Genomic DNA, 17,651 nt, shown 5'->3' on the forward strand with positions numbered 1-17,651 from the left:
GCGGGCCACAACTTGTCCGAAATTCAGGAGGGCCCCATGAGCCTGTATGTCGCCTTGCAGATGGACCCGATCGAGGATGTCTCGATCCACGCCGACAGCACCTTCCGCATCGGCCTGGAGGCCGAGGCCCGCGGCCACCGGCTGTTCCAGTACACCGTCGATCAGCTGCGCTATGACGAGGGGCGCATCGTCGTGCGCGGCCGCCCCGTCACCCTGCGCCGGACCGAGGGCGACCACGTCACCTTCGGCGACTGGACCGAGGTCGAGGCGGGCGATTTCGACGTGATCTGGCTGCGCCAGGACCCGCCCTTCGACATGGGTTATGTGACCTCGACCCATCTGCTGGACCGGGTGCATCCCCAGACGCTGGTGGTCAACGACCCGTTCTGGGTCCGGAACTGCCCCGAAAAGCTGATGGTGCTGGATTTTCCCGACCTGACGCCGCCCACCATGATCGCCCGCGACCCCGCTGCCTTCAAGGCGTTCCGGGCGCGCCACGGAGAGATCATCGTCAAGCCGCTTTACGGCAATGGCGGGGCGGGGGTGTTCCACCTGAAGCCCGGCGACCCGAACCTGTCGGCCCTGCTGGAGACCTTCGCGGGCATCAACCGCGAACCCATGATCGCGCAGAAATACCTGCCCGCCGTGGTCAAGGGCGACAAGCGCATCATCCTGGTCGACGGCGAACCCGTGGGCGCCATCAACCGCGTCCCGCAGGAGGGCGAGGCCCGGTCGAACATGCATGTCGGCGGGCGCGCCGAGAAGATCGGCCTGACCGAGCGCGAATTCGAGATCTGCACCCGCATCGCCCCCGTGCTGCGCGAGAAGGGCCTGATCTTCACCGGCATCGACGTCATCGACGGCTGGCTGACCGAGATCAACGTGACCTCTCCCACCGGCATCCAGGAGCTGGAGCGGTTCGACGGCATCAACGCCGCCGAGGCCATCTGGGAGGCGATCGAGCGGCGCGTGGCCGCCAAGGGCTACCCCCCCGCGACGAAGGGCAGGCGATAGCTGATCGCCTCGGCCAGGTGGCGGGTCAGGACATGGTCCGACCCGTCCAGATCGGCGATGGTGCGCGCGCTGCGCAGGATGCGGTGATAACCGCGCGCCGTCAGGCCCAGCCTTTCCGACGCCTTCAGGATCAGCGCGCGCCCGTCCGCATCGGGCGCGGCGATCGCGTCCAGCAGCGGCGGCGGCGCATCGGCGTTCACCGTCATGCCGGGATGGTCGCGGAACCGCTTTGCCTGGATCGCGCGGGCCGCGGCGACGCGGGCTGCCACCGTCGCGGACGTGTCGCCCGCCGGCAGGTCCAGGTCGGTGAGGCTGACGCCCGGCACCTCCAGCCGCAGATCGAACCGGTCCATCAGCGGCCCGGAGATCTTGCCCAGATAGCTGTCGCCGCAGACGGGCGCGCGCGAACAGGCCCGGCCCGGATCGGCCAGATAGCCGCAGCGGCACGGGTTGGCCGCCGCGATCAGCAGGAACCGGCTGGGATAGCGGATGTGCGCGTTGGCGCGGCTGACGAAGACCTCGCCTGTCTCGACCGGTTGGCGCAGGCTTTCCAGCACCTTGCGGTCGAATTCCGGCAGCTCGTCCAGGAACAGCACACCGTTATGGGCCAGGCTGATCTCTCCCGGCTTGGCCTTGGGGCCGCCGCCGACGATGGCCGGGGATGACGCGGTGTGGTGCGGGCTTTGAAAGGGCGCGCGGCGCGAGATCTGGCCGTTCTTCAGCAGCCCCGCCACCGAATGCACCATCGAGGTCTCCAGCGCCTCGCGTGCGGTCAGGGGTGGCATCAGGCCGGGCAGGCGTGCCGACAGCATGGATTTGCCCGCGCCGGGGGGACCGACCATCAGCAGATGATGACGCCCCGCGGCGGCGATCTCAAGCGCGCGTTTGGCGCGTTCCTGGCCGCGGACATCGGACAGGCACGGGGGCTGGGGACCGTCGACGACCTGGCCGGGGCGGGCCGGCGCGATGGGCGCGCGGTCGGTCAGGTGATCGACCACGGCGCGCAGCGTGTCGGCGGCCAAGACCGGCACCTGTTCGATCCACGCGGCCTCGGCGCCGCAGGCGCGCGGACAGATCAGCGCGCGGTCGTCATCCGCGGCCGCGACGGCGGCGGGCAGCGCGCCCGCGACCGCGACCAGCCGCCCGTCCAGCGCCAGCTCGCCCAGGGCCACGCAGCGGGCCAGTTCCTCCCGGGGCACGATGTCCAGCGCGGCCAGCACCGCCAGCGCGATGGGCAGGTCGAAATGCGACCCCTCCTTGGGCAGATCGGCGGGCGACAGGTTCACCGTCAGTCGCTTGTTCGGCAGGGCGATGGCCAGCGCGCCGAAGGCCGCACGGACGCGTTCCTTGGCTTCGCTGACGGCCTTGTCGGGCAGACCCACGATGGAGAAGCCGGGCAGGCCCGCCGCCACGGCGCATTGCACCTCGACCAGGCGGGCCTCGATGCCTTCGAAGGCCACGGAATAGGCGATGGCGACCATATTACCCCTCGGTTGTCCCGGAATGGTTAACGGCAGCGACCTTAAGGAAGCGTTAACGGGCGCGCTTTCCTTGCGGCAGCGGCGCCGCGTCGCTATCTGGGGCGCAGGACCGATGGGGTAGCGCATGCAGGACAGGCGGATATTGCTGATCGTGGGCGGCGGGATCGCGGCCTTCAAGGCGCCGGCGCTGATCCGGCTGCTGCGGGCGGCGGGCGCGTCGGTGACGCCGGTGCTGACAGCGGCGGGCGCGCAGTTCACCACGCCCATGACCCTGTCCGTGCTGGCCGGAGAGCCGGTTCACGACACGCTGTGGGATCAGGGTGCCGAGGCCGAGATCGGCCATATCCAGCTGTCGCGGCAGGCCGATCTGGTCGTCGTGGCCCCAGCTACGGCCGATCTGATGGCCAAGATGGCCCAGGGATTGGCGAATGATCTGGCATCCACGCTGCTGCTGGCGACGGACAAGCGCGTTCTGATCGCGCCGGCGATGAACGTGCGGATGTGGCACCACCCCGCGACGCAGCGCAACCTGGCCACGCTGCGGGGCGACGGCGTGCTGTTCGTCGGCCCGGACGAGGGCGACATGGCCTGCGGCGAATACGGCGCGGGCCGCATGGCCGAACCCGAGGCGGTCGTGGCCGCGATCCGTGCGGCCCTGACCGACGGGCCGCTGACGGGGCGGCATGTGATCGTGACGTCCGGCCCCACGCATGAGCCGATCGACCCGGTGCGCTATATCGCCAACCGCTCCAGCGGGGCGCAGGGGGCGGCGATCGCTGCGGCGCTGCGCGATCTGGGCGCGCGGGTCAGCTTCGTGACCGGCCCCGCATCCGTGCCCGCGCCGCAGGGCGTCGACGTGATCGCGGTGGAAACGGCGCAGCAGATGCGGGATGCGGTCGCGGCTGCGCTGCCCGCCGATGCGGCGGTGATGGCGGCGGCGGTGGCCGATTGGCGCGTGCTGAACGGCAGCGACCAGAAGATCAAGAAGACCGGCGACATGCCGACGCTGCAGATGGCCGAAAACCCGGACATCCTGGCTTGGATCAGCCGCGATGCGCGCCGTCCGCGCCTGGTCGTGGGGTTTGCGGCGGAAACGCAGGACGTGACTGCCCATGCGACCGCGAAGCGGCTGCGCAAGGGCTGCGACTGGATCGTGGCGAACGATGTCAGCCCCGCGACGGGCATCATGGGGGGCAGCCACAACACCGTCACGCTGATCACCGAAACCGGGGCCGAGGACTGGCCGCGGATGGACAAGCATGCCGTGGCGGCCCGGTTGGCCGCGCGGATCGCGGAGGCATTGGCATGAGAACCTATCTGGACTGGAACGCCACCACGCCGCTGCGCCCCGAGGTCAAGGCCGCCATCACCGAGGCGCTGGAAATCTCCGGCAACCCGTCATCGGTCCATACCGAGGGGCGGGCCGCCAAGATGGCGCTGGAACGCGCCCGCGAGCAGGTGGCCGTGGCCTTGGGCGCAGACGGGGCCGACGTGGTCTTCACCGCCGGCGCGACCGAGGCCGCGGCGATGGTCCTGGGACAGGGCGGGTTCCACTGCGCCCCCGTGGAACACAGCGCCGTCAAGGTCTGGTGCGAGGCGGACCTGCCAGTCGACGGCGACGGCATCGTCACAGTGACCGACCCCGCACGAACCAGCCTGCAGCTGGCCAATAATGAGACCGGCGTGATGCAGGACCTGCCGCAGGGGCTGCATTCCAGCGACCTGACGCAGGCCTTCGGCAAGGTGCCCATGGCGTTCAACTGGCTTGGCGTGACGGCAGGCTTCGTCAGCGCGCACAAGCTGGGCGGGCCAAAGGGAATCGGTGCGCTGATCCTGAAGAAAGGCACCGACCTGCCTCCGCTGATCAAGGGCGGCGGGCAGGAGCAGGGGCGCCGTGCGGGGACCGAGAACCTGATCGGCATCCTGGCCTTTGCCGCCGCCGCCACGGCCGCGCAGCGTGATCTGGACGCCGGGCTGTGGGACGCGGTCCGCGAGCGGCGCGACGCGCTGGAGGCGCGGATCTGCGACATCGCGCCCGGCGCGGTGATCGTCGGAAAGGCCGTGCGGCGCTTGCCGAACACGACATGCCTTCTTACATCGGGGTGGAAGGGCGAAACCCAGGTCATGCAGATGGATCTGGCAGGGTTCGCGATCTCGGCTGGCTCGGCCTGTTCATCGGGCAAGGTCCGGGCCAGCGGCGCCCTGCAGGCGATGGGGTTCGACGATCAGCTTGCGCAATCGGCGATCCGGATCTCGATAAGCCCCGCTGTTGGGGACGATCAGATCAACCGATTTGCGGATGCCTGGGAAAAGGCGTATTCACGCTGGCGCGACAGGAATGGACCGACCGCGGCCATTTGAGGAAAAGGACTGAAGGATGACGGACATCACCGATCTTGACGTGCGCGAAGGCGTAGACCGGGAAACGGTCGAGACTGTCCAGAACATGGGCAGCTACAAATACGGCTGGAACACCGAGATCGAGATGGACTATGCGCCCAAGGGCGTGAACGAGGATATCGTCCGTCTGATCTCGGCCAAGAACCAGGAACCGGAATGGATGACCGAATGGCGGCTGGAAGCCTATCGCCGCTGGGTCACCATGGCAGAGCCGAAATGGGCGATGCTGAACTATCCCGAGATCGACTATCAGGACCAGTATTACTATGCGCGTCCCAAGAGCATGGAGGAGAAGCCCAAGTCGCTGGACGACGTGGACCCCAAGCTGCTGGCGACCTATGACAAGCTGGGCATCCCGCTGCGCGAGCAGATGATCCTGGCGGGCGTCGAGGGCGCCGAGGATGCGCCCGCCGAGGGTCGCCGCGTGGCCGTGGACGCCGTCTTCGACAGCGTTAGCCTGGGCACGACCTTCAAGGACGAACTGGCCAGGGCCGGGGTGATCTTCTGTTCGATCAGCGAGGCGATCCGCGAGCATCCCGAACTGGTGCGCAAGTACCTGGGATCGGTCGTACCGCAGTCTGACAACTATTTCGCGACGCTGAACAGCGCCGTCTTCTCGGATGGCAGCTTCGTCTACATCCCGCCCGGCGTGAAGTGCCCGATGGAGCTGTCGACCTATTTCCGCATCAATGCGGAGAACACCGGCCAGTTCGAACGGACCCTGATCATCGCCGACAAGGGCGCCCATGTCAGCTACCTGGAAGGCTGCACCGCGCCCAAGCGCGACACCAACCAGCTGCATGCCGCAGTCGTTGAGCTGGTCATCCTCGAGGATGCCGAGATCAAGTACTCGACCGTCCAGAACTGGTTCCCCGGCGACGAGGACGGCAAGGGCGGCATCTACAACTTCGTCACCAAGCGCGCCGACTGCCGCGGCGACCGGGCCAAGGTGATGTGGACGCAGGTCGAGACCGGCTCGGCGATCACCTGGAAGTACCCGTCCTGCATCCTGCGCGGCAACGAGAGCCAGGGCGAGTTCTATTCGATCGCCATCGCCAACAACTGGCAGCAGGCCGATACCGGCACCAAGATGATTCACCTGGGCAAGAACACGCGTTCGCGGATCGTGTCCAAGGGGATTTCGGCAGGGCAGGCGCAGAACACCTATCGCGGGCTGGTCACCATGCACCCGCGCGCCACGAACAGCCGCAACTATACCCAGTGCGACAGCCTGCTGATCGGCGACAAGTGCGGGGCGCATACCGTGCCCTATATCGAGGTCAAGAACAGCAGCAGCCGCGTGGAGCACGAGGCGACGACCAGCAAGGTCGACGACGACCAGCTGTTCTATTGCCGGTCGCGCGGGATGGACGAGGAAGAGGCCGTGGCGCTGGTCGTCAACGGGTTCTGCCGCGAGGTCCTGCAGGCCCTGCCCATGGAATTCGCCATGGAGGCGCAGGCGCTGGTCGCGATCTCGCTGGAAGGCTCGGTGGGCTGATCGATCCGGCCGGGCATTGCTGCCCGGCCACCATAGATGCGGCGCCCCGGTGGCGCCTTTGCCGTTTGAGGGAAATATGCTGAAAATCAACAACCTGCACGTCAAACTTGAGGACGAGGACAAGCAGATCCTGAAGGGTCTGACGCTGGAGGTTCCGGCCGGAGAGGTCCATGCGATCATGGGCCCGAACGGGTCGGGCAAGTCCACGCTGTCCTATGTCCTGTCGGGCCGCGACGGCTATGAGGTCACCGACGGCTCCGCCACGCTGGACGGCGAGAGCCTGCTGGACATGGAGCCCGAGGAGCGTGCGGCCGCGGGCCTTTTCCTGGCGTTCCAGTACCCGGTCGAGATTCCGGGCGTCGGCAACATGACGTTCCTGCGCACCGCCGTGAACGCGCAACGCAAGGCGCGCGGCGAGGCCGAGCTGACCGCCGGAGAGTTTCTGAAGGTCGTGCGCGCCAAGGCGGCAGAGCTGCAGATCAGCCCCGACATGCTGAAGCGCCCAGTCAATGTCGGCTTTTCGGGCGGCGAGAAGAAGCGCAACGAGATCCTGCAGATGGCCATGCTGGAGCCCCGCATGTGCATCATGGACGAGACCGATTCGGGTCTGGACGTCGATGCGATGCGCCTTGTCAGCGACGGCGTGAACGCCCTGCGCAGCGAAGGCCGCAGCTTTCTGGTCATCACCCACTATCAGCGCCTGTTGAACCACATCCAGCCGGACGTCGTGCACATCATGTCCAACGGCCGGATCATCAAGTCGGGCGGCCCCGAACTGGCGCTGGAAGTCGAAGAGAACGGCTATGGCGACCTGTTGGCGGAGGCCGGCTGATGTCCGAATCCGCCGTTCAGGAAATCCAGACCCCGCAGGTCACCGGCGCGCCCAAGCCCGCCAATGCGCTGGATGCGCGGCTGGCTGCGACCACGCTGCCCACGGGTGGGTTCACCGCCGCCGCGCGCGCCGACGCGCTGGCACGGCTGCGCGCCATGGGCCTGCCGGGCCCGCGTGACGAATACTGGCGCTATACCGACCCGCGTCCGTTCAACGCGCCCGAGCCTCAGGCGCTGGCCATCGATACGGGCCCGGAATCGCCGCTATTCACCGCGCGTGACAAGCTGACGCTGGTCTTTGTCGACGGCGCGTTCGACGCCTCGGCATCCGACGACCTGTCGCTGGAAGGGATCGAGATCACCACCCTGGCACAGGCCGACCGGGCGGGCGATCATTGGTCGGCCGATCTGTACGGGACGCTGGAGCTGGCGGGTCAGACCCCGGTCAAGCGCCCCTTCGCGGCGCTGAATACGGCCGTCGCGGCCGACGGCCTGCTGATCCGCGTCACTGGCAAGCCTTCGCGTCCGGTGCATGTGCTGCATCGCCGCGGGTCGGACCGCGCGGATGCCGTCTGGCATCACGTGATCCAGGTTGAATCGGGTGCGGAACTGACGCTGCTGGAAAGCGGCATGGTCGGCGCGCGGTCGAACGGCATGATCGAGGCCGATCTGCTGCCGGGCGCCACGCTGCACCACATCGCGGCCAAGCGCGCCGTCGACCCCAAGGTCGGCCTGTCGCACCTGTTCGCCCGCGTGGGCGAGGGTGCGGTGCTGAAGAGTTTCGCGCTGGTCGTGAACGGCACCACCATGCGCCACGAGGCTGTCGTGGACATGGTCGGTGACGACGCGGTGGCCCATGTCGCTGCGGCGGTGCTGGGCGACGGCGATGTCGGTCCGTTTCACCATGACGATACCGTCTTCGTGACCCATGGCGCTTTGCGCGGCGAAAGCCGGCAGGTGTTCAAGAAGGTCCTGAAGAACGGGGCGACCGGCGTGTTCCAGGGCAAGATCCTGGTCAAGAACGGCGCGCAGAAGACCGACGGCTATCAGATCAGCCAGGCCCTGCTGCTGGACGAGGCCAGCCAGTTCCTGGCCAAGCCCGAGCTTGAGATCTATGCCGATGACGTCAAGTGCTCGCACGGGTCCACGACGGGTGCGATCGACGAGGGTGCGTTGTTCTACCTGCGCTCTCGCGGGGTGCCCTATGACCGGGCGATCGTGTTCCTGGTGCTGTCGTTCCTGGCCGACGCCCTGGCCGAGGTCGACGACGAGAGCCTGCGCGACGAGATCAACGAACGGCTGGACGCGTGGCTGACCGAACGCCCGCAGGGATGACCGGCCCGCGCGGCGGAATGGTGCTGCGCGTGCTGGAAAGCTGGTGGGCCCCGCGCCGGGTGGTGCGGGGCCTGTCGGCCATGCCCGACAGCACGCTGCTGGTCGTGCTGATGGTGGCGATGCTGATCACGCTGGTCGGGCAGGCGCCGGGCCTGTCGCGCGCGGCGCAGTTGGACCCGTCGATCCCGCTGGACGCGCGGATCGGGGGTGCGGCCCTTGGGACCATGTTCATGATGCCGCTGGTGGCCTATGCCATGGCGGGGCTGACGGCGCTGCTCAGCCGCCTGACCCCGTGGCGGCTGGAGGCGCGCCATGCGCGCCTGGCGCTGTTCTGGGCGTTGATGGCGGTGGCGCCCGCGACGCTTTTGGGCGGGATGGTGGCGGGGCTGATCGGCCCGTCCCCCGCGCTGACCCTGACCCGCACGGTGGCGGGTGCGGGATTCCTGTTCATCTGGGGCGCCGGGATCATGGCGCTGGCGAGACGCAAATGACCTTCGACGACTTCAAGGCGCTGGCGCGCCGGACCCTGCGCGATCCAGAAGGGGCGGCCCGCTGGTTGATCGACCAGCGCTGGCCGATGCAGGTGCGCTGGATGGCGCTGGTTCTGGCGGTGTCGCTGTCGGGGCTGCTGGCCTACGGTTCGACCCTGCTGTTCCCGCTGCCCTCGGACGAGGGGGCGGCCGTGTTCTCGATCAGCCGGCAGCCGCTGGTCCTGGCCGGAATGCAACTGGTCGCGATCGTTCTGGGCGCGGGTCTGATGGCCGGGGTCGGGCGCATGTTCGGCGGCCACGGCCGGTTCGAGGATGCCCTGCTGCTGACCGTCTGGATCGAGGTGATGCTGCTGGTCGTGCAGGTCGCCCAGATCGTGCTGTCGCTGGCCCTGCCGGGGCTGGCGGGGATCCTGGGGATCATCGCGGTCGCGCTGTTCCTGTGGCTGACGGTGCAGTTCACCAAGGCGCTCCACGGGTTCACCAGCGGCCCCAAGGTGCTGCTGGTCATGTTCGGCACGCTGCTGGTCATGGGATTCGTCCTGTCGTTTTTCATGGCCGCGCTTGGCCTCATGCCGGAGATGCCGCAATGAGCTTTGACGTCAACGCCGTCCGCGCCGATTTTCCGATCCTGTCGACGACGGTCAACGGGCGCCCGCTTGTCTATCTGGACAGCGGCGCCAGCGCGCAGAAGCCGCGCGTCGTGATCGACGCCATCACCCGCGCCTATGAAGGCGAATACGCCAATGTCCATCGCGGCCTGCATTACCTGTCGAACCTTGCGACCGACAATTACGAACGCGTCCGCGGGATCATCGCACGGTTCCTGAACGCGCCTGCGGTCGACGAGGTGATCTTCACCAGCGGCTCGACCGAGGCGCTGAACCTGGTCAGCTATGCCTGGGCCGCGCCGCGCCTGCAGGCCGGCGATGAGATCGTGCTGTCGCTGCTGGAGCATCACGCCAATATCGTGCCGTGGCATTTCCTGCGCGAACGCCAGGGCGTCGTGCTGAAATGGGTCGAACCCGATGCGGATGGCAGCCTGCCGCCGGAAAAGGTGCTGGCCGCCATCACGCCGCGCACGCGGATGCTGGCGCTGACGCATATGTCGAACGTGACCGGGACGGTCGTGGACATCGCGGCGATCCGCCGCGGCACCGACCTGCCGATGGTCGTGGACGGGTCGCAGGCCGCGGTCCACATGCCGGTGGACCTGTCGACGCTTGGCGCCGATTTCTACTGCATCACGGGGCACAAGCTTTACGGTCCCTCCGGCTCGGGCGCGATCTGGATCCGCGCCGACCGCCAGGCCGAGATGCGGCCCTTTCTGGGCGGCGGCGACATGATCCGCACCGTCAGCCGCGATGCCGTCACCTATAACGACCCGCCCCTGCGGTTCGAGGCGGGCACGCCCGGCATCGTCAACCAGATCGGCCTGGGCGTCGCGCTGGAATACATGATGTCCCTGGGGATGGAGAACATCGCCGCCCATGAGTGCGCGCTGCGCGATCACGCCCGCGACCGCCTGCGCGCGCTGAACTGGCTGCAGGTGCAGGGCGATGCGCCGGGCAAGGGCGCGATCTTCTCCATGACGATGGACGGGGCGCACGCGCATGACATCTCGACCATCCTGGACAAGAAGGGAATCGCGGTCCGTGCGGGCAGCCATTGCGCCATGCCCCTGATGGAGCATCTGGGAATCAATGCCAGCGCCCGTGCCAGCTTTGCGATGTACAACACGCAGGCAGATGTGGACGCGCTGGTCGAAGGATTGATCTTCTGCCGCGAGCTTTTCGCCTGATTCTTGCAAAGATTTCCAGGGGCGTCGAAGAATGCCCGATAAATCTTGCCGGATGGCGGGAATGTCTGCATCCCTGACCCATCATCAGCGATGGGGGCGGGAATGGCCGAGGTTCTGGTTCTGGGTGCGGGTATGGTGGGCGTCAGCACCGGTCTGGCGCTGCAGGCACGCGGGCATGACGTCACCATCATCGAACGCGGCGTGCCGGGGCGCGAGACCAGCTATGGCAATGCCGGCCTGATCCAGACCGAAGCGGTCGAGCCCTATGCCATGCCGCTGTCGCCCGGCGCGCTGTTCCAGATCGCGCTTGGGCGCGGCTATGACGTGAAATGGACGCCGCAGGGCCTGCTGTCGCAACTGGGTGCGGTGGCCACCTATGCGTGGAATTCGCGGCCTGCCGCGCACAGGCGGGCATCGGTGACATGGGGCAAGCTGATCCGCCAGTCGACCGACCGCCACGGCCCCTTGATCGCGGCGGCGGGCGCAGACAACATCATCCGCCGCAACGGCTATATCGAGATCCACCGCACCCCCGCCAAGATGGAGGCCGCCCGCAAGACCTCCGAACGTTTCGCGACCGAGTTCGGCGTGCAGGCGCGGCTGATGAGCGGGGCTGAACTGCGCGCGATGGAGCCCGCGATCCGCATCGAGGTCGAGGGCGCGACCCACTGGTCCGACAGCTGGAACTGCGCCGATCCGGGCGGCCTGGTCGCCAGCTATGCGGCGCTGTTCCAGAAGCGGGGCGGGCGCGTCGTGAACGGTGATGCCGGTGACCTGCACCGCCATGGCGCGGGCTGGCGCGCCGACGAGGTCGAGGCGGAGCATGCCGTCATCGCGCTTGGGCCCTGGTCGCCGATGCTGACGCAGCGCTTTGGCCTCAAGGTGCCGATGGTGTTCAAGCGCGGCTATCACAAGCATTATCACATGGAGCTGCCGCCCCATCACCCGATCGCCGATTTCGGCAATTCGGTCGTCCTGTCGCCGATGCGCCGCGGTCTGCGCATCGCCACCGCGGCCGAGCTGACGCCCCATCCGCGCCTGTCGCCGCCGCAGCTGAAGCATGGCGAGAAGGCCGCGCGCGAGCTGTTCGACATCGGGGCGGCGGTCGAGGCCGAACCCTGGACCGGACGGCGCCCCTGCATGCCCGACATGCTGCCCGTGGTGGGCCGCGTGCCGGACCAGCCGAACCTGTGGGCGCATTTCGGTCACGGCCACCAGGGCTTTACCCTGGGCCCGGTCACGGCCGAAATCCTGGCGGATGAGCTGTCGGGCGGCGAAGGCTGGGCGGAACTTCAGCCGGGGCGTCTGAAACGCGGTTGAAACCGGGCGGCTGCCATCACATCTTGAGGGCAACTCCGAACGGATCAGGAACCTCATGGGTCACAACAACACCAACGCGCCCGTGATGCGCGTTCCCGAAGTGACCCGCCCCAAGCTGGAGGGCGGGAAACGCTTTGCATTGAAAAGCGAATTTGAACCGGCGGGCGATCAGCCCACGGCCATCGCCGAACTGGTGGCGGGCGTCGGCGCCGGAGAGCGCGACCAGGTGCTGCTGGGGGCCACGGGGACGGGCAAGACCTTCACCATGGCCAAGATCATCGAGGAGACGCAGCGTCCCGCGATCATCCTGGCGCCCAACAAGACGCTGGCCGCCCAGCTTTACGGCGAATTCAAGGGGTTCTTCCCCGACAACGCGGTCGAGTACTTTGTCAGCTATTACGACTATTACCAGCCCGAGGCCTATGTGGCCCGCAGCGATACCTATATCGAGAAGGAATCGCAGATCAACGAGGCCATCGACCGGATGCGCCACAGTGCCACCCGGGCGTTGCTGGAACGCGATGACGTGATCATCGTGGCCTCGGTCAGCTGCATCTATGGCATCGGTTCGGTCGAGACCTATTCGGCGATGACCCAGGACATGGTCGTGGGCGAAAGCTATGACCAGCGCGAGTTCCTGGGCCAGCTGGTCGCGCAGCAGTACAAGCGGCTGGACACCAGCTTTCAGCGCGGCAGCTTTCGCGTGCGCGGCGATCTGGTCGAGGTCTGGCCCGCCCACCTTGAGGACCGCGCCTGGCGGTTCGACTTCTTCGGCAACGAACTGGAGGCGATCACCGAGTTCGATCCGCTGACCGGGGTCAAGACCGACAGCTTCAAGCAGATCCGCATCTATGCCAGCAGCCACTATGTGACGCCGCGCCCGACGTTGCAGCAGGCGATCAAGGGCATCAAGCAGGAACTGGCGATGCGCCTGAAGCAGCTGACCGAGGAGGGCAAGCTGCTGGAGGCGCAACGCCTGGAGCAGCGCACCGCCTTTGACATCGAGATGCTGGAGGCGACCGGTGTCTGCAGCGGCATCGAGAACTACAGCCGCTATCTGACCGGGCGCGCGCCCGGAGAGCCGCCCCCCACGCTGTTCGAGTTCATCCCGGACAACGCGATCGTCTTTGCCGACGAAAGCCACGTGTCGGTCCCGCAGATCGGCGGAATGTACCGGGGCGACTTCCGGCGCAAGTTCACCTTGGCGGAACACGGCTTCCGTCTGCCGTCCTGCATGGACAACCGCCCGCTGAAGTTCGAGGAATGGGACGCGATGCGGCCCCAGTCCGTGTTCGTTTCGGCCACGCCTGCGCAATGGGAGATGGACCAGACCGGCGGCGTCTTCACCGAACAGATCATCCGCCCGACGGGCCTTCTGGACCCCAAGATCGAGATCCGCCCGGTCGAGATGCAGGTCGACGACCTGCTGGACGAGGTGCGCCGCGTGACCGCCGCAGGTTACCGCACGCTGGTCACCACGCTGACCAAGCGCATGGCCGAGGATCTGACCGAATACCTGCACGAGCAGGGCATCAAGATCCGCTACATGCACAGCGACATCGACACGATCGAGCGGATCGAGATCCTGCGCGACCTGCGGTTGGGCGCGTTCGACGTGCTGGTCGGCATCAACCTGCTGCGCGAGGGGTTGGACATTCCCGAATGCGGGCTGGTGGCCATTCTGGACGCCGACAAGGAAGGCTTCCTGCGGTCCGAGACGTCGCTGATCCAGACCATCGGTCGGGCGGCACGGAATTCCGAAGGGCGGGTCATCATGTATGCCGACCGGATCACCGGCAGCATGGAACGGGCCATGGCCGAAACCGAACGGCGTCGCGCCAAACAGATGGCCTATAACGAGGAGCACGGCATCACGCCCCAGACGGTCCGCAAGAACGTCGAGGACGTGCTGGCAGGCCTGTGGCATGGCGACACCGACCAGTCGCGCGTGACTACGAAGGTGGACAAGCCGCTGATCGGCGCGAACCTGGCCGCCCATCTGGACGCGATGCGCACCCAGATGCGCAAGGCCGCAGAGAACCTGGAGTTTGAAGAGGCCGCGCGCCTGCGCGACGAGGTCAAGCGGCTGGAGGCGGTGGACCTGGCGATCTCGGACGATCCGATGGCGCGGCAGTCGGTGATCGAGGAGGCGGCCGAGGCCGCCGTCAAATCATCGGGCCGTTCGACCGCCGGACGGGCCGGTCAACGGGGCGGCAACAAGCGGTCCAAGCGCGGCCGCTAGCTGCATTCCACCCGGGCGATCCAGCCCTTGGCGTCCAGGAACATGGTCAGGCGCGCGGGATTGTAGTCGCGCGTCATGACGCCTTGGTTGTGCACCTCGCGCTTGCGCAGGTTGGGCGGCAGGCGGACCTCGCCGATGTTGCGTCCGACCAGGGCCTGGTGCTGGGACAGGTCGCACTGGCGGGCGGGAACGTCATAAGGGCTGCCGGCGCAGGCGCCCAGGGTCAGCATCAGCAGCGACGCGCAAAGGACAGGGTGGCGAAAGGGGGTCATGATCACGTCTCTCTCATGTGACAACGGCGTGTTGGAATGCCAACGTGGGCCATGTTCAGTTGTTCCGGTGGCAAGATGATGAAACATACGGTTTGGGTGGCGATGGTGGCATTCTGGCCCGCCGTCGCGCAATCCTCGACGGACGAGGCATGGGCCGAACTGCGCGACCGCACCGTGGCGGAATGCACGCGCCTGGCGCAGGACGCGGCGCCCGACGCGGAACTGTCCGTGACCCCGAACGAATTCGGCACCGAGACACACGCGCTGGCACTGGTCGTCGCGACGCTGCCGGACCGTCTGCCGGAACTGTCGGTCTGCCTGCTAGACAAGCAGACCGGAGCGGCGCGGCTGAGCGTTCCGTTCCAGGATCTGCCCGATACCCTGCAGCCCTGACCTGCGTCGGCATGACCGGGGCAGGGGGCTTGATCCGCCGCCCGGATTTGGCGATACAGCGGACAGTCAATCCGAAGGATCACCCATGCCCGTGCGCATCTATCAGCCCGCCCGCACCGCGATGCAGTCCGGTACCGCCAAGACCAAGGGCTGGGTGCTGGAATTCCCGCCCGCCGACGCGCGCGAGGTCGATCCGCTGATGGGCTGGACCAGCAGCGGCGACACCCAAAGCCAGGTCCGCCTGCGCTTTGACACCCGCAAGCAGGCCGAGGATTACGCCCGCGATCATGGACTGGAATTCGTGGTGCAGGAACCGCACCGCCGCGGCACGAACATCCGCCCCCGCGGCTATGGCGAGAATTTCGCCACCGACCGCCGCGAGCCATGGAGCCACTGAGGCCGCATCCGCCATCGACACAAAGCTTTGCTGACCGCCCCCGGGCGGTCATCTGCATTTGAGGGATATTCCATGACCGTCACGCATCTTGTCACCCATTCCGGCGGCTTTCACGCCGATGAGGTCCTGTCCTCGGTCATCCTGACCCGCCTGCACCCGCAGGCGCGGATCATGCGGACGCGCGACGCCGACTGGATCACGCCTGCGGAAGGGCGGATCATCTATGACGTGGGCCGCGATTTCGATGCCGCGCGCATGATCTTCGATCACCATCAGAAATCTCCTCCGCTGCGCGACGACGGCCAGCCCTACAGTTCCTTCGGACTGATCTGGCGGCAGTTCGGGCGCGACTACCTGGCCGCGCTGCAGGTGCCCGAAGCAGATATCGAGGCGATCCATGCGGCGATTGACGCCGACCTGGTGCTGCCCATCGACCTGGTCGACAACGGCGCGCTGTCGCCGACGGGGCCGCTGGCCGATCTGTCCCTGCCGATGCTGCTGGAGAGCCTCAAGCCCGTCTTCGATGACCGCAGCCCCGACGCCGACGACCGTGCCTTTGACGGTGCGGTCGCGATCGCCCGCGCCTTCGTCGAAGCGGCCGTGGCCCGCAAGGCCGCAAAGCATCGCGCCGAGGCCGTCGTTATGGCAGCCATCGCCGCCGCGGGCGACGGTCGGGTGCTGGAACTGCCGATGGGGATGCCGTTTCGCTCCGCCATCACCGCGGCGGGGGCGGACCATCTGCTGTTCGTGATCCATCCGCGGGACACGGACTGGGCGGTGACCGGCATCCGCCGCGATGCGGACGGGTTCGCTCTGCGCGCAGACCTGCCGGCAACCTGGGCCGGCCTGACCGATGGCGCCTTCGAGGCTGCATCGGGCGTTTCCGGGGCGCGTTTTTGTCACAACGCCCGCTTCATCGCCGTGGCCGCCGATCGCGACGCCGCTTTGCGTCTTGCCGACCTGGCGGTGGCGGCAAGCGACGTCTGACGGCTGACAGCCGGAGCCATCGGACAGCCCTGCGGTCAGGCGACTGCAGGGCACGGGATAGAATGCGCAAGCTGCCGACGTGAATACGTTGCAGTCATCATCGAAGTTTGGGGAATGTTGTGCCGTCTGCCGGGCACCTGTGTGTTTAACCAAACCTACTCAAGAACTTAGAAAGGTCTGGCTCCGGCGGTAGGGATCGAACCTACGACCAATTGATTAACAGTCAACTGCTCTACCGCTGAGCTACGCCGGAACACGGGGCGGATATAGCAACCTCGGTCAGGGGCGTCCAGTGGCGTTCTGGGGTTTTTTGTCATCCGGTCGAAAAAACCGTCTCGATCGTCAAAACGCCGGTAAAATCAACGGCTCCGATCTGGGACAGGGCGATCAGATGGGCCAGGACGTTGCGCATGGCGATGGGAAGGACCGGTTCGGGCACCGCATAGATACGGCGCGCGAGGCCCGCCGCGGAATCGGGGCGGACCCGCAGGGCGGCCAGGATCTGGGACGTGCGGTCGCGGCGATGCCGCGCCAGTTCCGCGATCCGGTCCTGCGGGGCCGTGATCGCGGGCCCGTGGGTCGGCAGCAGGACGCGCGGCGACAGTGCCGCAAGCCGTTCCAGCGAGCGGAAGTATTCCACCAGGTCCCCATCCGGCGGAGAGATCAGCGTCGATGACCAGCCCATCACCAGGTCGCCGCAGAAGATCCGGTCACCCCATTGGAACGACAGGTGCCCTGCCGCATGACCGGGCGTGTGCCACGCTGTCAGCGACCAGTCTGGCGTGGTGATCACCTCCTGGTCGCGCAGGTGGCGGTCGGGCGCGAAGGCGTGGTCCAGCCCCTCGCCCCCGCCAAGGCCCTCCAGCGCCAGGCGGGACATCAGCGGCGACCGCCCTGCTAGCGCATCGCCGAAGGCCAGCACCGGGGCGCCGGTCAGGCGGGACAGGCGTGCGGCTCCGGCGCTATGGTCGCGATGCGCGTGCGTGATCAGGATATGGCTGATGCGGCCGCGGCCGGCGCGGGCGACGGCGTCGATATGGGCGGGATCGTCGGGGCCGGGGTCGATCACCGCGACATGGCTGTCGCCCAGCAGGAAGGTGGTCGTGCCCGGCCCGGTCAGGGGGGACGGATTCGGGGCCAGGATCTGCAGCGGCTCTTTCGCAGGCGGGGTCATGGGGCTAGCCTAGCGCGC

17 protein-coding genes and 1 tRNA gene are annotated in these 17,651 nt (G+C 67.3%); 14 read left to right on the forward strand and 4 right to left on the reverse strand.

From position 1 onward, the window contains the following. The first annotated feature begins 36 nt into the window (after nucleotides 1-36). Nucleotides 37-1,014: a glutathione synthase gene (gshB, locus tag F1642_RS01310; RefSeq protein ID WP_194885266.1), complete on the forward strand. Its 978-nt coding sequence runs from the start codon at nucleotides 37-39 to the stop codon at nucleotides 1,012-1,014. Here gshB and F1642_RS01315 read toward each other — a convergent pair. Then, the gene (locus F1642_RS01315) at nucleotides 984-2,495 is read right to left on the reverse strand and encodes a YifB family Mg chelatase-like AAA ATPase (RefSeq protein WP_194885267.1); all 1,512 of its coding nucleotides are present in this window, start codon (nucleotides 2,493-2,495) and stop codon (nucleotides 984-986) included. The genes gshB and F1642_RS01315 overlap by 31 nt on opposite strands. Nucleotides 2,496-2,619: 124 nt before the next feature. Between F1642_RS01315 and coaBC the strand changes: the two genes are divergently transcribed. From coaBC to uvrB, 10 genes are all read left to right on the forward strand, one after another. Beyond that, nucleotides 2,620-3,804: a bifunctional phosphopantothenoylcysteine decarboxylase/phosphopantothenate--cysteine ligase CoaBC gene (gene coaBC / locus F1642_RS01320; protein WP_194885268.1), complete on the forward strand. Its 1,185-nt coding sequence runs from the start codon at nucleotides 2,620-2,622 to the stop codon at nucleotides 3,802-3,804. Beyond that, the gene (locus tag F1642_RS01325) at nucleotides 3,795-4,856 is read left to right on the forward strand and encodes a cysteine desulfurase family protein (RefSeq protein ID WP_194885465.1); all 1,062 of its coding nucleotides are present in this window, start codon (nucleotides 3,795-3,797) and stop codon (nucleotides 4,854-4,856) included. Before coaBC ends, F1642_RS01325 begins: the two co-directional genes overlap by 10 nt. 16 nt (nucleotides 4,857-4,872) lie before the next feature. Continuing rightward, nucleotides 4,873-6,393 carry a Fe-S cluster assembly protein SufB gene (gene sufB / locus F1642_RS01330; RefSeq protein ID WP_194885269.1) on the forward strand — a complete coding sequence of 507 codons (1,521 nt, stop codon included), beginning with the start codon at nucleotides 4,873-4,875 and terminating at the stop codon, nucleotides 6,391-6,393. Between the two features lie 76 nt (nucleotides 6,394-6,469). Beyond that, nucleotides 6,470-7,225: a Fe-S cluster assembly ATPase SufC gene (gene sufC, locus F1642_RS01335; RefSeq protein WP_045982236.1), complete on the forward strand. Its 756-nt coding sequence runs from the start codon at nucleotides 6,470-6,472 to the stop codon at nucleotides 7,223-7,225. After that, on the forward strand, nucleotides 7,225-8,559 hold the full coding sequence (locus F1642_RS01340) for a SufD family Fe-S cluster assembly protein (RefSeq protein ID WP_194885270.1): 1,335 nt from the start codon (nucleotides 7,225-7,227) through the stop codon (nucleotides 8,557-8,559). Before sufC ends, F1642_RS01340 begins: the two co-directional genes overlap by 1 nt. Next, nucleotides 8,532-9,050, forward strand: a complete 519-nt coding sequence (locus F1642_RS01345; protein ID WP_232303350.1) for a hypothetical protein — start codon at nucleotides 8,532-8,534, stop codon at nucleotides 9,048-9,050. Before F1642_RS01340 ends, F1642_RS01345 begins: the two co-directional genes overlap by 28 nt. Beyond that, nucleotides 9,047-9,640: a Yip1 family protein gene (locus tag F1642_RS01350; protein WP_194885271.1), complete on the forward strand. Its 594-nt coding sequence runs from the start codon at nucleotides 9,047-9,049 to the stop codon at nucleotides 9,638-9,640. Before F1642_RS01345 ends, F1642_RS01350 begins: the two co-directional genes overlap by 4 nt. Beyond that, complete coding sequence (locus F1642_RS01355) at nucleotides 9,637-10,848, forward strand: cysteine desulfurase (RefSeq protein WP_194885272.1); 1,212 nt, start codon at nucleotides 9,637-9,639, stop codon at nucleotides 10,846-10,848. The genes F1642_RS01350 and F1642_RS01355 overlap by 4 nt, the downstream gene beginning before the upstream one ends. A gap of 102 nt (nucleotides 10,849-10,950) precedes the next feature. After that, a complete protein-coding gene (locus tag F1642_RS01360; protein ID WP_194885273.1) occupies nucleotides 10,951-12,168 on the forward strand; it encodes an FAD-binding oxidoreductase in 1,218 nt (405 codons plus the stop codon). A gap of 55 nt (nucleotides 12,169-12,223) precedes the next feature. Next, nucleotides 12,224-14,410, forward strand: coding sequence for an excinuclease ABC subunit UvrB (gene uvrB, locus F1642_RS01365; RefSeq protein WP_255522033.1), 2,187 nt, complete (start codon nucleotides 12,224-12,226; stop codon nucleotides 14,408-14,410). Here the strand turns inward: uvrB and F1642_RS01370 are convergent. Continuing rightward, nucleotides 14,407-14,688 (reverse strand): I78 family peptidase inhibitor, encoded by a 282-nt coding sequence (locus tag F1642_RS01370; protein WP_194885274.1) that lies wholly within the window; start codon nucleotides 14,686-14,688, stop codon nucleotides 14,407-14,409. The two genes, uvrB and F1642_RS01370, sit on opposite strands and share 4 nt — an antisense overlap. Nucleotides 14,689-14,760: 72 nt before the next feature. Here F1642_RS01370 and F1642_RS01375 point away from each other — a divergent pair, with 72 nt between their 5' ends. The 3 genes from F1642_RS01375 to F1642_RS01385 all read left to right on the forward strand — a co-directional run bounded on the left by F1642_RS01375 (nucleotide 14,761) and on the right by F1642_RS01385 (nucleotide 16,459). After that, nucleotides 14,761-15,075, forward strand: coding sequence for a hypothetical protein (locus F1642_RS01375; protein ID WP_194885275.1), 315 nt, complete (start codon nucleotides 14,761-14,763; stop codon nucleotides 15,073-15,075). Between the two features lie 85 nt (nucleotides 15,076-15,160). Further along, complete coding sequence (locus F1642_RS01380) at nucleotides 15,161-15,472, forward strand: ETC complex I subunit (RefSeq protein ID WP_042248244.1); 312 nt, start codon at nucleotides 15,161-15,163, stop codon at nucleotides 15,470-15,472. A 72-nt stretch (nucleotides 15,473-15,544) separates the two neighbouring features. Beyond that, nucleotides 15,545-16,459 (forward strand): MYG1 family protein, encoded by a 915-nt coding sequence (locus F1642_RS01385; RefSeq protein WP_194885276.1) that lies wholly within the window; start codon nucleotides 15,545-15,547, stop codon nucleotides 16,457-16,459. Nucleotides 16,460-16,637: 178 nt separating this feature from the next. Here the strand turns inward: F1642_RS01385 and F1642_RS01390 are convergent. Continuing rightward, nucleotides 16,638-16,712: transfer RNA gene (locus tag F1642_RS01390), tRNA-Asn, on the reverse strand. 60 nt (nucleotides 16,713-16,772) lie between these two features. Then, nucleotides 16,773-17,633, reverse strand: coding sequence for an MBL fold metallo-hydrolase (locus F1642_RS01395; protein WP_194885277.1), 861 nt, complete (start codon nucleotides 17,631-17,633; stop codon nucleotides 16,773-16,775). Nucleotides 17,634-17,651 lie beyond the last annotated feature (18 nt).

The organism is Paracoccus sp. NBH48, assembly GCF_015390265.1.
Taxonomy (GTDB): Bacteria; Pseudomonadota; Alphaproteobacteria; order Rhodobacterales; family Rhodobacteraceae; genus Paracoccus; species Paracoccus marcusii.

Coding starts and splice junctions, on each gene's coding strand:
- gshB (WP_194885266.1), top strand. CDS start 37: ATGAGCCTGTATGTCGCCTTGCAGATGGACCCGATCGAGGATGTCTCG.
- F1642_RS01315 (WP_194885267.1), bottom strand. CDS start 2,495: ATGGTCGCCATCGCCTATTCCGTGGCCTTCGAAGGCATCGAGGCCCGC.
- coaBC (WP_194885268.1), top strand. CDS start 2,620: ATGCAGGACAGGCGGATATTGCTGATCGTGGGCGGCGGGATCGCGGCC.
- sufB (WP_194885269.1), top strand. CDS start 4,873: ATGACGGACATCACCGATCTTGACGTGCGCGAAGGCGTAGACCGGGAA.
- sufC (WP_045982236.1), top strand. CDS start 6,470: ATGCTGAAAATCAACAACCTGCACGTCAAACTTGAGGACGAGGACAAG.
- F1642_RS01340 (WP_194885270.1), top strand. CDS start 7,225: ATGTCCGAATCCGCCGTTCAGGAAATCCAGACCCCGCAGGTCACCGGC.
- F1642_RS01350 (WP_194885271.1), top strand. CDS start 9,047: ATGACCTTCGACGACTTCAAGGCGCTGGCGCGCCGGACCCTGCGCGAT.
- F1642_RS01355 (WP_194885272.1), top strand. CDS start 9,637: ATGAGCTTTGACGTCAACGCCGTCCGCGCCGATTTTCCGATCCTGTCG.
- F1642_RS01360 (WP_194885273.1), top strand. CDS start 10,951: ATGGCCGAGGTTCTGGTTCTGGGTGCGGGTATGGTGGGCGTCAGCACC.
- uvrB (WP_255522033.1), top strand. CDS start 12,224: ATGGGTCACAACAACACCAACGCGCCCGTGATGCGCGTTCCCGAAGTG.
- F1642_RS01375 (WP_194885275.1), top strand. CDS start 14,761: ATGAAACATACGGTTTGGGTGGCGATGGTGGCATTCTGGCCCGCCGTC.
- F1642_RS01380 (WP_042248244.1), top strand. CDS start 15,161: ATGCCCGTGCGCATCTATCAGCCCGCCCGCACCGCGATGCAGTCCGGT.
- F1642_RS01385 (WP_194885276.1), top strand. CDS start 15,545: ATGACCGTCACGCATCTTGTCACCCATTCCGGCGGCTTTCACGCCGAT.
- F1642_RS01395 (WP_194885277.1), bottom strand. CDS start 17,633: ATGACCCCGCCTGCGAAAGAGCCGCTGCAGATCCTGGCCCCGAATCCG.